Raw genomic sequence first — 12,932 nt, forward strand, 5'->3', positions numbered from 1 at the left:
AGAAAAAAGAAAATGGCAGGGCTAGACGATGATTATCGCTCAACCCTGTTAGAATCTGGGATTAAAATGCGCTAGCCGTGTCGAGGCATATAAATTAAGCTAAAATAAATTTGCCTCAATCTAATGATTCTGCTATTTATAGCCGCCGGCTAACGCTGGGCAAAATATTAAGGATTTAGGAGAAAGTTATGCCAGACCAAAAAAGACTAGGGTTATTGGCTCAGGCCGGGTTGGAACCATACCAAGAACAACCAGGTGAAGAGTATATGAATGAAGCACAACGTGCTCATTTCAAAAAAATTTTAGAAGCTTGGCGTAACGATTTACGTAACGAAGTAGACCGTACTAAATCGCATATGCAAGACGAAGCAGCTAACTTTCCGGATCCAGTAGACCGTGCAGCACAGGAAGAAGAATTCTCATTAGAACTTCGTACTCGTGACCGTGAGCGTAAACTGATCAAGAAAATTGAAAAAACGATTCAATTAATCAAAGAAGATGACTTTGGTTTCTGTGAATCATGTGGTATCGAAATTGGTATCCGCCGCCTAGAAGCGCGTCCTACAGCTGATTTATGTGTAGACTGTAAAACGCTTGCGGAAATTAAAGAAAAGCAATCTGGACGCGGTTAATTACATCCTTTAATTAGCCCATGTCTACCACAGCCGTTAACACGCCAATGCGTGAATATCGTGGCCGCTTTGCGCCATCCCCTTCAGGGCCATTACATTTTGGCTCACTTATAGCGGCTGTGGGTAGCTTCCTTGATGCAAAAGCCAATCAAGGAAAATGGTTAGTACGCATTGAAGATATCGACACAACGCGTGTTGTAAGCGGTGCTAGCGACGATATATTACATACCTTAGAGGCTTACGGTCTTTACTGGGACGAGCCTGTCATATACCAAACCCAGCGTCATGAGCAATACCAAGCCATTGTTGACGAGTTAATTTCGCAAAACCTTGTTTATGCATGCCATTGCACGCGCAAAGAAATTAAAGCAATCGGTGGAATATACCAAGGCCACTGCCGGTATAAAAACCACGCTTTAACTGATTCAGCGCTACGTTTAACCCAGCAATTTGCAACCAGTCACTACCATGATTTAATTCAAGGTGAAGTGTATGTTGATAGCCAACTTGCCAAAGAAGATTACTTAATAAAGCGCAGCGATGGTTTATTTGCTTACCAACTGGTCGTAGTCGCCGATGATATTACACAAGGTATTACAAGAGTCGTTCGCGGCGCTGATTTACTCGAACCGACGGCACGACAACTCAGTTTGTTTAAGCAGCTAAATAAACCGGCCCCAGAATACGCCCACCTACCTTTAGCAGTAGCTAAACCCGGTTTTAAGCTATCAAAACAAAATTACGCTCCGGCAATAGCAAAATCAGATCCAAAGCCCGCGTTGTTCGATGCCTTGCGCTTTTTAGGCTTAAAGCCAGAAAGCTCACTTTTATCGTTAAATATCGATCAGATGTTAGCTTGGGCTATTGAAACTTACCGCCTTGAACACATACCAAAGGTGCAAGAAATACAAGTTAGCGAGGATCCAAACTCTCCTTTTTGTAACTTTGTTACTATTGAAAAATAAATTGCCAATTTTAAAGGCCGAGTAACTTAATTTTTCAGCCCTGCTGGTATATGATAGCGACCCAAAGTGTGCGAATCATCAACACCTTAATTTAGCGCCATTTAAAACACACTGATTACACGTCAATCTCACATCGGCGAAGTATCAAACAAACGCTATACTTGATGAGTCGCAAAGTCCGCGTCGTAGGAGACAGATTATTATTTCTAAGCTTTTTCAATTTTGTCGGCAGATTATTGGCCCAAATGCCACGACATCAAGTGATGCTTTGCCAACGAGCGAGTTACCTTTGGTGATCGAACGCAGTGAACATGGTATTTCGCGCAAACAATTTAGCCCAAATGCAATCAAAGTATTGTACCGCCTTAAAGAAGGTGGTTTTGATGCCTACCTTGTAGGTGGTTGTATTCGAGATATATTGTTAGGCCAACAACCCAAAGACTTCGACGTTGTAACAAACGCAACCCCAGAGCAAATCAAAAAGCTATTTCGTAACTGTCGCTTAATTGGTCGTCGCTTTCGTTTAGCGCATATTGTATTTGGTCGAGAAATTATTGAAGTGGCGACCATGCGTGGCCATCACGAAGCTGAAGAAAGCAAAAATCAAATTAGCCAATCAAGTGAACACGGCCAACTCCTGCGCGACAATGTTTATGGCAGTATTGAAGAAGATGCTGAGCGCCGCGACTTTTCGATTAATGCACTTTATTACTCAATTAATGACTTTTGTATTTATGACTATGCCAATGGCATTAGCGCGATAAAAGCAAAACAAATTGAGCTAATTGGCGACCCAGAAACACGTTACCGTGAAGACCCTGTGCGCATGTTACGTGCAGTGCGTTTTGCCACCAAACTAGGAATGAGCATTGCACCTGGCACCGAAAAGCCAATTAAAAGCCTTGCTAACTTGCTTGATCATATTCCGCCAGCTCGTTTGTTTGAAGAATCACTCAAATTGTTCTTAAACGGCAAAGCAGAAGAAAACTACTTAATGCTCCGCCAGTATGGTTTATTCAAAGCATTATTTCCTGCGCTTGATAAAATCTTAGATGCCAACCCTGAAGGCTTTGAACATACGTTTATCCTGCAAATGTTTAAAAACACCGATAAACGTATTAATGCTGATAAAAAAGTCACCCCAGCCTTTATTTTTGCAGCCTTATTGTGGTTCCCATTACTGAGCATTACTAAAAAGTTACAACAACGCGATCAACTTTCAGAGTACGATGCATTTGCACAAGCAATGAACAAAGTACTGAGTGAAAACGCGCAACAGGTAGCAGTACCAAAACGCTTCACCTTGGGTGCACGCGATATTTGGCATATTCAGCAACGCCTTGATAAACGAGGTGGTCAGCGCGCTTATAGGCTCACTCAACAGCCTCGCTTCAAAGCCGCTTATGATTTCTTATTACTGCGTGTGCAAGCTGGCGAAGAGCAACAAAAAGAGCTTGCTGATTGGTGGACAACCTACCTAAGCCAAGACATCAATGGCCAAAAAGAGATGGTTAAAAGTTTAGGACATCAAGGTGGCCCTAAGCGCCGTCGTCGCCCACGCAAGAAAAAAGTAGACTAAGTATGCATACCGTTTATTTAGGTTTAGGTGCCAACTTAAACACACCACGTAAACAAATTCATGCTGCTGTCACTGCCCTAAAAGCATTAAAAGATGTTGAGTTTGTTTGTGTATCCCATGATTACGCAAGCAAACCAATGGGGCCACAAGATCAACCCGATTATGTAAATGCAGTCGCGTGTGTTAAAACTGCACTTAAGCCAGAGCAGTTGCTTGATTTAACTCAAGCCATTGAGCTTGAGCATGGCCGTGTTAGAAAAGAAGAACGCTGGGGTCCGCGTACCCTTGATATAGATATTTTATTGTTCGGTAATGACATGATAAACACCCCTCGCTTAACTGTGCCTCATTACGGCTTAACAGAGCGAGAATTTGTTGTTTATCCCTTGTTAGAAATTGCACCAACACTTGTATTACCGAATAATCAATCACTTGCTGATATAACAAAAACGTTGCCTTTAAACGATTTACAACAACTCCCTCAGCAGTAATCAACCAAGGCTAAGCCTTAGAGGAAATTATGTCTAAAATCACCGTTTCAACTCTCAATAAAATGAAACAAGAACAACAAAAAATCACCGCATTAACGGCTTACGACGCCAGCTTTGCTAAATTGTTTCATGATAATGGCGTCGAGGTGATTTTAGTCGGTGACTCACTAGGCATGGTATTGCAAGGTGCTGATGACACCCTTGCTGTAACCAACACAGATATTGCATACCATACTCGCTGTGTGCGTGCCGGTAGCCGCGAATTATTTGTGATTGCTGACTTACCTTTTATGACCTATGCCAACCCAACTGATGCCTGTAAAAATGCAGCAGAGCTGATGCGTGCTGGGGCAAACATGGTTAAGCTTGAAGGTGGCGAATGGCTGCACGACAGCATTCGTGCGATGACCCAACAAGGTATTCCAGTATGTGGCCACCTAGGCTTAACACCTCAGTCAGTGCATGTTTTTGGCGGTTTTAAAATTCAAGGTCGTGAGCAATCTCAAGCCGATAAAATGGTCAGCGATGCGAAAGCACTTGAAGCGGCAGGTGCACAGTTACTTGTTTTAGAATGTATTCCAAGTGAGCTTGCTAAACGTATTACTGATGAGCTAAACATTCCTACCATTGGTATTGGTGCAGGTAATCAAACTGATGGGCAAATCTTAGTAATGCACGACCTAGTTGGTATTTCGGCAGGTTATATCCCTAAGTTTTCAAAGAATTTTTTATTAGAAACCGGCAATATGCCAGCAGCAGTGCAAAAGTATTGTGAAGATGTAAAAAGTGGTGCTTTCCCAAGTACCGAACACGAGTTTAAATAAATGCAATCAATCACTGAAATTAAATCGTTACGCAGCCAAATCAAAGCTTGGCGTCAAGCGGGCCTGAGCATTGCGCTAGTGCCTACCATGGGCAATTTACACCAAGGTCACTTTTCACTTGTTGAAAAAGCCAAAACATTGGCTGATAAAGTGGTTGTGAGTATCTTTGTAAATCCGATGCAATTTGGTGCCAATGAAGACCTTGATAGTTACCCGCGCACACTAAACGAAGATAAACAAGGTTTAGCAGATCTTGGTACTGATATCGTGTTTACCCCATCCGTTGAAACGATTTACCCAAATGGTTTAGGCGAGCAAAGCTTTGTCGATGTACCGGGTGTTTCTATGGGTTACTGTGGAGGCTCGCGTCCTGGTCACTTCAAAGGCGTTGCAACCGTTGTCACTAAGCTATTTAATTTGGTTCAACCTGACTTTGCTTGTTTTGGTGAAAAAGATTTTCAGCAGCTACAGGTTATTAAAACCATGACGCGCGACCTATCTATTCCAGTTGAAATTATTGGCGTACCTACTTGCCGCGAAATCTCTGGTTTAGCAATGAGCTCTCGTAATGGCTATTTATCTGATCAGCAAAAAGACACCGCAAAAGTACTGTTTGCCACACTAAATAATACTGCAACGGCACTTAAACAAGGCAGCGCAGACATTGCAGCACTTGAGGCAGATGCAAAAGTACAGCTTGAAAAGGCTGGACTAAAACCTGACTATTATTCGATTGCAGAGCGCTCAACACTAAAACCAGCCACCGCGGCTGATAAACAACTTGTTATTTTAGCTGCTGCTTATTTGGGCTCAGTAAGATTAATTGACAATTTACAAGTTGAGCTGGATTAAATAGCAACAATCTGGGTAAGATGGATTGCAAAGAAAAGACATAAACTAGGGATAAGCATGAAAAAACTACCAGCAATTGCAGCAACATTGTTTGCTATGACATTACTGTCTGCCTGCTCAAGCAAAATTGACAACCCAGAAATGCAGCAATGTGCTCAGCAAAACTATCAATGCGAAGCAAGCTGTGAGCAACAAAGCACTGCTGACGGCTTAGTTCATAAAGTCTGTAGCAACAAGTGCATTGAAGCTTACAACCAATGTAAAGCTAATGCAGAAAAGTTAGGCGAAGTTAAATAACAACAGCTCGCTTTTAAGGCACTGATAACCTATTCGGTGCCTGCACTCCCCCTCCCGATAACAATTTCGCTTTCACAATTAAGCCTCTGGTAATTTTGTTCATATTTTTGTTTACCCTTTAAGCTATTCATATTAGGGCAAGCTTTCGTTCATTAAACTTCTCCATATTGGTGACGAATAAACAACTGCAACTGTGTAATTGTTTCTCACTAATTTCAAAATTTTACTCTTCGCATTTAGCTGCACCAACTCAAAGCCATTGAGATTATTAGTTTTTATTTTGGGCCCAGCAATTGCTATGAGATATGAAAGAATTAACGTGATTTACGGCTAAAGGAAAATTGAATGAAACCAGAAACCCGAACTAAGCTCTTCAGCGCTATTAAAAAGAAGACCTTCTTGGGCGTATTATTAGCCATCAGCGCAGGTCATAGTTACGCAGTTGAAGACCCAGAGCAGCCAAAAGCAACTGAAACAGCACAAACAGCCGCTGAGGTTCAAGCAACCGCAAATGAAAAACAGCAAGTAGAGGATACTGCTGCTGTTGAGCTTAAGCCTGCAATGATCACGATTCCAGAAGAAAAGCTATTTGAAGTTATCACTGCACGTGCGAAAAAATTAGCCTCTGAGCCGTATGTAGCGCCTAAAGAGTTAGAGCTTGAAGCATTAACTAATATTGGTTATCAGGACTACCGTGCGATTCGTTTTCGTACTGAGCAAGCAATTTGGAAAGATCAAAGCCTGTATGAAGTGCAGTTATTCCACCCTGGCTTTTTATATCGCTCACCAGTTGCAATCAATACTCTTGAGCAAAATGCCGAAGTAAAAAGTTTACCTTTTAAAACAGATTACTATCGTTACGATGCAACTGCTGCCCCGTTAGAGCAAGAGATCAGCACCGCTATTGCCAATACACAACTTGGCCATGCAGGTTTTCGTTTGCATTTTCCACTGAACAACAACCAGTACAAAGACGAAGTAGCTGTGTTCCAAGGTGCTTCGTATTTTCGTTTAGTTGGCCCGCATCAAGTATATGGTCTGTCAGCTCGAGGTCTTGCAGTTGATACAGCACTGAGCTCAGGCGAAGAATTTCCTGTTTTCAAAGAGTTCTGGTTAGTAAAACCTGCACCCGAAGATACTACCATCGTGCTTTATGCATTATTAGATAGCCCTTCAGTGTCGGGAGCCTATCGTTTTGAACTAACACCTTCTACTAACACTGAAGTAAAAACCGAGATGCAAATTTTTGCCCGTAAAGACATTAAAAAACTCGGCATAGCCCCGCTAACAAGTATGTTTTACCACGGCGAAAATAGTACTAAGTTTTTTGATGATTACCGCCCTGAAGTACATGATTCTGATGGCCTATTAATGCAATCAGAACAAGGTCAATGGATTTGGCGTGCACTGAATAACCCAAAAAAATTAAGTGTCACTTCGTTTAGCTACGAGAACCCTAAAGGCTTTGGCCTTGCACAGCGAGACCGAGACTTTAATAACTACCTTGATACCGAAGCGCATTATCACAACCGTCCGAGCATGTGGATTGAGCCAGTGGGTAATTGGGGTAAAGGGCGTGTTGAGTTAGTAGAGATTCCTACAGATACCGAAACCAACGACAATATTGTTAGCTATTGGGTGCCAGAGCAGCCTATGAAAGCTGGTGACAGCTTAAGCTTTAGTTACAAGCTGTCGACTTTCAATGCCACGCTTGCAACTCAAGATAAAGCGAGTGTGTTAAGAACCCGAATTGGTAGTGCAGCATTACCTGGTGAAGACAATCCACCACCAAAAAGCCACCGCCAATTTACCGTTGATTTTAGTGGCGAAACCATTAATCAACTATCAGCTAATTTTGCCATGCAGGCGGACCTTACACTCTCTGCTGGGCAAATAAGCGATAAAACGGTACAGCAGTTACCAAACAATCAAGGATGGCGCGTAGCATTTAAAGTGGCGCCAGAGGGAGATAAGCCTGTTGATATGCGCTTATCGTTAAAACTACGTGATAAAGAAATCAGCGAGGTATGGAGCTATGTCTGGTATCCAAACGACGTCCAATAGTAAAGCATTAAAGGCAACAGCAATGCCATTTAAGAAGACCCGCGCTTGGCTTTTTTCAAGCATAGCGCTTACCATTACCGCCTATGGCGTGTGGATCATGTTCGATATTTTAAATTCTAACGGCATGACACCGCTTGAGTACGCTTTACTAGCATTATTTACAGTTACCTTCGCGTGGATTGTTACAGCCTTTTGTAGTGGCTGTATGGGCTTCATCCTGCAATTATTTCGTATTGACCCGTTGACCTTAAAACGTCAAAAGCCAATCGAGATTAATCAGCATGCCTTGAGCCAAACTAAAACAGCCATTGTTATGCCTATCTACAACGAAGATACAGAGCGTGTCATCGCCGGTTTTGAAGTTAGTTTACGCTCGCTGGCTAAAACAGGGCAAATGCCGCATTACGACTTTTACTTGCTAAGTGATACGCAAAACCCTGAAATTGCACGTAATGAACTTAAAGCGTGGAATGCACTTACTGAGCGCTTAGGTGATTTAGCAAAGCATACTTTTTATCGTCGCCGTGAAGATAATAAACACCGTAAAGTGGGTAACTTAACTGATTTTTGTGAACGTTGGGGCAGCCAGTACGATCACATGATTGTGCTTGATGCCGATAGCATTATGACGGGTCAATGTATGCTTGAACTGACTTCTAGCATGATCAGCAATCCAAAATCAGGCTTGATCCAGACGATCCCGATTCCGGTTCGCCAAGACACGTTTTTTGGTCGCTTTTTACAGTTTGCATCAATTTTATATAGCCCAATGCTGGCAACTGGTTCTGCTTTTTGGCAAACAAACCAAGCAAACTACTGGGGCCACAATGCGATTATTCGCGTTGAAGCATTCACAAAGTGCTGCGGCCTACCTGTTCTAAAAGGTAATGCCCCATTTGGTGGTGAGATCTTAAGTCATGACTTTGTAGAAGCTTCTCTGCTACACCGCAGTGGTTGGGATGTGTTATTGCTTAGCGATGTTGAAGGCAGTTACGAAGAAGTACCAAGTAACATTCTCGATTACGCGATTCGTGATAGACGCTGGGTGCAAGGTAATATCCAGCATTTAGGTTTACTACCTAAATCAGGTCTTAAGCTAATGAGTAAAATGCACTTTTTATTTGGTGCCACAGCGTATATTTCATCGTTGATTTGGTTATCGATGCTGGCATTAAGTACCTTAGATGCAGTAACTCGTGCACTTAATAGCGACGTGTACTTTAACCATGCATATCAACTTTTCCCAACCTGGCAAATTGCAAAAACTGATTTAATTGATTCGTTGTTATTTATTACAGCTGTATTGTTGTTACTGCCTAAATTAATGGGCGTAATTGTGACTTTAGTGCATCGTAATAAAGCCTTTGGCGGTACGATGAAGTTAATTGCCGGTTCACTCATCGAAACTATTTTTGCGATTGTGATTGCCCCTTTAATGATGGTATTTCATAGCTACTTTGTCGTGTGCGTATTTTTAGGCAAAAAAGTTAGCTGGGATGCACAACCTCGCGAAGGCAGAATGGTACCGTGGAAAGAAGCGATTGGTTATACGTTATTTTCGACTATTACCGCGATTATCTGGGGCTCGGTTGCTTACTATTACACACCGACTTTCTTTTGGTGGTTATCACCAATTTTAGTAGGCCTTATTTTAGCAGCGCCAATTGTACGCTATTCAAGCAGCATCGGCTTAGGAGTGAAAATGCGTAAAATGGGTTTATTTTTATGCCCAAGTGAAGTTGAAAACGATGATACCTTAGCGGCACTTCGTGTACATCAACAAGAAATTGGCTTGCCAAAGGATGAGCACGCTGACTTTAGTGTGCCAGCATTACCCAATGAATACCCAACAGTAATGCCTATCCAAAGCTTTAAGGCACCCTCGGGTAAAAAGCGCAAGCAAGTACGTATTGCTCAGCAACGTATTAAAGCCAAGCTCTTTGCCAAAAGCTAAACGAAAAAAAACCGCTCAATGAGCGGTTTTTTCATCTATGTCTGTATGGTTGTTACAGAAGGCCTAGCTTTTTAAGTTCAGCCATTGCCATTTTACCTGAAAGTGGCACATAACCATCTTTCTCAACAATTTTTTGACCGTCTACAGAAAGAACCATTTTTAAGAACTCTGCATCGATTGGTGAAAGCGGCTTGTTAGGGTGCTTGTTCACATAAACGTATAAGAAACGAGATAGTGGGTATTTACCTGTTGCTACGTTTTCTAATGTTGCATCAACAAAGTTATCGCCTTTCTTAGAAAGTGGAACTGTGCGTACACCTGATGTTTTATAACCGATACCTGAGTAACCAATCGCGTTCACTGAAGAAGAGATTGACTGTACTACAGATGCAGAACCAGGTTGTTCATTTACGTTGTTGCGGAAGTCACCTTTACAAAGTGCTTTCTTCTTGAAGTAACCGTAAGTACCTGATACTGAGTTACGACCGTAAAGCTGGATATCTTTTGCAGCCCAATCACCCTCAAGACCTACTTCGCTCCAACGATTAACTTGTTCACTTGCACCACATTTACGTGTAGAAGAGAAAATCGCATCAACTTGGTCAATACGTAAACCTTTGATTGGGTTATCTTTGTGTACGAATACAGCTAGAGCATCGATTGCAACGCGAACTTCAGTTGGCTTGTAGCCGTAACGCTTTTCGAATGCTTCGATTTCTTTTGACTTCATACGACGGCTCATTGGGCCGAAGTTTGCTGTACCTTCTGTTAATGCTGGAGGAGCAGTTGAAGAACCCGCTGCTTGGATTTGAATATTTACGTTTGGATAGAAGCGTTTGTACTCTTCTGCCCAGAACGTCATCATGTTTGCAAGAGTGTCAGAACCAACAGATGAGAAGTTACCAGAGATACCACTTGTTTTAGTGTACTCAGGCATATCTTTATCAACTGCAGCTGCTTGTGCTGATACAAATGTTGTTACAGCCACACCCATTGCGGCAACGAGATTTTTGAATTTCATAGGGGTTACTCCGATTTGTTCGTCCCATTTCCTAACTGCGGTCTACTCTAATGACACTAGATGACAGTTAGATTACCCTTAAATGACATTTTTATGACTTTGCAGTTTTTTTGGTATTACCTGCAATACGCACGACTTTTTCGCTACCAAATGCAAACGCAAAGGTCGAGCCTTGTCCTAATTTACTGCTGATATCTAAACGACTATCATGCCTTGTAAGTACATGTTTTGTAATTGCTAAACCTAGCCCAGACCCACCTGTCGTACGGCTACGAGCTTTATCGACACGATAAAAACGCTCGGTTAAACGGTTAATATGCTCTGCGGCAATACCATCACCATTATCGGTCACACTAAATGCGGCTTGGTTATCTTTAAGCTGCCAATCAACCACAATCTTGCCACCTGGCTTGGTGTAATGAATGGCATTAAAAACAAGGTTAGAAAAGGCACTGCGTAATTCATCTTCGGCCCCTTTAATATCTAAACTCGTATCAACATTAAATATAAGCTCATGGCCTTTGTCTTGGTTCAATGACTGTGCTTCGGTTTGAATATAGGTAAGAAGCTGCGGCACATTGACAGGTTTATCGTTATCTTGACGACGTGCCCCTTCAATACGCGACAACGAAAGTAATTGATTGACCAAGCTATCCATACGCTTACATTGTTCAAGCATGGTTGTTTGCGCTTTTTGCCACATTGCAGGAGGTGGTAAGCTATCTGAATCAAGCATTTCTAAGTAACCGGTTACCACAGTAAGCGGTGTTCTCAGCTCATGAGAAACATTGGCCACAAAGTCTTTACGCATCTGCTCAAGTTGCTTTAAGCGAGTAACATCACGCACCACCATCATCAACTGTGAACTCGCATAGGGCATAACACGAAACTCTAAGGTTTGATCGTAGCTGTGGCCACCATCAAGCTCGAGCGGTTCATCGAAACAGGCTTTATGCATGTACTTTGCAAACTTAGGATCGCGAATAAGATTATCTAAGCGTTGCCCATGATCAGTAGGCCACTGTAACCCTAAAACTTTTAAAGCCAATTGGTTACACCAAATAATGCTTAGGTCTTTTTGTAATACGACAACCGCATCAGGCACAGCCTCGGCGCCGTCACGAAAACGGCGTATTAAGTCTGCCAATTCATTGCGTTTTTTACGGTTGCGGTGTTGTAAATGATAGATCCCTTCAAAGACTTGCTCCCACGCTCCCTCCCCTTCGGGTGGGTTAAAACTACGTTGATTAAGGAGCCAATCGCTGAGGCGATATAATTGATGATAATGCCAAATTAAAAGTGCAAAAGAGCCTAAAAATAAAAGCAAAAAAGGCGCACCTACAAGTACGCCAACTAATAACAAGGGTAAGAAATACATAAACAGGCGTTTTGCTAACGCCTGTTTATTCACTACTCGATACATACACTCACTTTACCTTAAGTATGTAAATTAGCTTGTTAAGGTCATTGCCATGACACTTATAATTTACTTGAAAAACGATAGCCTGCACCGCGAACGGTTTGCACTAAACGGTCATGCCCTAATGGTGCAATCGCTTTACGTAGACGACGAATATGTACATCAACAGTACGGTCTTCTACATATACATTTGTTCCCCATACATGATCAAGTAATTGTTCACGGCTGTAAACACGTTCAGGATGCGTCATGAAGAAATGTAGTAATCTAAATTCAGTAGGCCCCATATCTAATTCACTACCTTCTGATGTTACACGGTGTGAGATTGGGTCAAGGCGTAAGCCATGAACTTCAATGGCTTCTTCTAATGAGGTTGGTGAAACACGGCGAATAACCGCTTTAATGCGCGCCATTAATTCTTTAGGAGAAAATGGTTTGGTTACGTAATCATCAGCACCTACTTCAAGGCCGCGTACTTTGTCTTCTTCTTCACCGCGAGCAGTCAGCATAATGATAGGGATCTGACGAGTATATTCGTTTTGCTTAAATTTCTTAGCAATTTGAATACCGCTACCACCAGGTAACATCCAATCTAATAAAACCATATCTGGGTATGGTTCAACCATAGCTTCAATCGCAGAGTCATAATCTTCTGCTTCAATTGCTTGAAAACCATTTTGCTCTAAAACAAAAACCAGCATCTCTCTGATAGGCGCTTCGTCATCGACGACTAGTACTTTACGTGACATTCCAATTTATCTCTTTCGTTAGCGAACTGGTTTCATTATTATGACTAAGTATGACATTTTTATGAAAGTCTAACGAGTAATTGA

The 12,932-nt window shown here is 42.1% G+C and carries 12 protein-coding genes; 9 read left to right on the plus strand and 3 right to left on the minus strand.

Annotated elements, in window-relative coordinates; translation table 11 throughout:
* Positions 1 to 188 precede the first annotated feature (188 nt).
* The 9 genes from dksA to mdoH all read left to right on the plus strand — a co-directional run bounded on the left by dksA (position 189) and on the right by mdoH (position 9,658).
* Complete coding sequence (gene dksA / locus HUS62_RS02150) at positions 189 to 632, plus strand: RNA polymerase-binding protein DksA (protein WP_135925983.1); 444 nt, start codon at positions 189 to 191, stop codon at positions 630 to 632.
* 20 nt (positions 633 to 652) lie between these two features.
* Positions 653 to 1,597 carry a tRNA glutamyl-Q(34) synthetase GluQRS gene (gene gluQRS / locus HUS62_RS02155; RefSeq protein ID WP_175078404.1) on the plus strand — a complete coding sequence of 315 codons (945 nt, stop codon included), beginning with the start codon at positions 653 to 655 and terminating at the stop codon, positions 1,595 to 1,597.
* A 292-nt stretch (positions 1,598 to 1,889) separates the two neighbouring features.
* Positions 1,890 to 3,176, plus strand: coding sequence for a polynucleotide adenylyltransferase PcnB (pcnB, locus tag HUS62_RS02160; protein WP_236702902.1), 1,287 nt, complete (start codon positions 1,890 to 1,892; stop codon positions 3,174 to 3,176).
* 2 nt (positions 3,177 to 3,178) lie between these two features.
* Positions 3,179 to 3,667 (plus strand): 2-amino-4-hydroxy-6-hydroxymethyldihydropteridine diphosphokinase, encoded by a 489-nt coding sequence (gene folK, locus HUS62_RS02165; protein WP_175078405.1) that lies wholly within the window; start codon positions 3,179 to 3,181, stop codon positions 3,665 to 3,667.
* A 29-nt stretch (positions 3,668 to 3,696) separates the two neighbouring features.
* Positions 3,697 to 4,491: a 3-methyl-2-oxobutanoate hydroxymethyltransferase gene (gene panB / locus HUS62_RS02170; RefSeq protein ID WP_063530220.1), complete on the plus strand. Its 795-nt coding sequence runs from the start codon at positions 3,697 to 3,699 to the stop codon at positions 4,489 to 4,491.
* Entirely contained in the window at positions 4,492 to 5,343 is an 852-nt protein-coding gene (panC, locus tag HUS62_RS02175) for a pantoate--beta-alanine ligase (RefSeq protein WP_175078406.1), read from the plus strand.
* Positions 5,344 to 5,400: 57 nt separating this feature from the next.
* Positions 5,401 to 5,640, plus strand: a complete 240-nt coding sequence (locus HUS62_RS02180) for a hypothetical protein (protein ID WP_058585751.1) — start codon at positions 5,401 to 5,403, stop codon at positions 5,638 to 5,640.
* Between the two features lie 345 nt (positions 5,641 to 5,985).
* On the plus strand, positions 5,986 to 7,704 hold the full coding sequence (locus HUS62_RS02185; RefSeq protein WP_175078407.1) for a glucan biosynthesis protein: 1,719 nt from the start codon (positions 5,986 to 5,988) through the stop codon (positions 7,702 to 7,704).
* A complete protein-coding gene (mdoH, locus tag HUS62_RS02190; RefSeq protein WP_175078408.1) occupies positions 7,676 to 9,658 on the plus strand; it encodes a glucans biosynthesis glucosyltransferase MdoH in 1,983 nt (660 codons plus the stop codon). The genes HUS62_RS02185 and mdoH overlap by 29 nt, the downstream gene beginning before the upstream one ends.
* Before the next feature lie 52 nt (positions 9,659 to 9,710).
* Here mdoH and HUS62_RS02195 read toward each other — a convergent pair whose 3' ends face one another.
* The 3 genes from HUS62_RS02195 to phoB form a co-directional block, all read right to left on the minus strand.
* Complete coding sequence (locus HUS62_RS02195; RefSeq protein ID WP_054560880.1) at positions 9,711 to 10,679, minus strand: PstS family phosphate ABC transporter substrate-binding protein; 969 nt, start codon at positions 10,677 to 10,679, stop codon at positions 9,711 to 9,713.
* Positions 10,680 to 10,770: 91 nt separating this feature from the next.
* On the minus strand, positions 10,771 to 12,102 hold the full coding sequence (phoR, locus tag HUS62_RS02200; RefSeq protein ID WP_175078409.1) for a phosphate regulon sensor histidine kinase PhoR: 1,332 nt from the start codon (positions 12,100 to 12,102) through the stop codon (positions 10,771 to 10,773).
* Positions 12,103 to 12,158: 56 nt separating this feature from the next.
* Positions 12,159 to 12,848 (minus strand): phosphate regulon transcriptional regulator PhoB, encoded by a 690-nt coding sequence (gene phoB / locus HUS62_RS02205; RefSeq protein WP_054551169.1) that lies wholly within the window; start codon positions 12,846 to 12,848, stop codon positions 12,159 to 12,161.
* Positions 12,849 to 12,932 lie beyond the last annotated feature (84 nt).

The sequence above is a fragment of the Pseudoalteromonas sp. 0303 genome (genome assembly GCF_013349995.1).
Classification (GTDB): Bacteria; Pseudomonadota; Gammaproteobacteria; order Enterobacterales; family Alteromonadaceae; genus Pseudoalteromonas.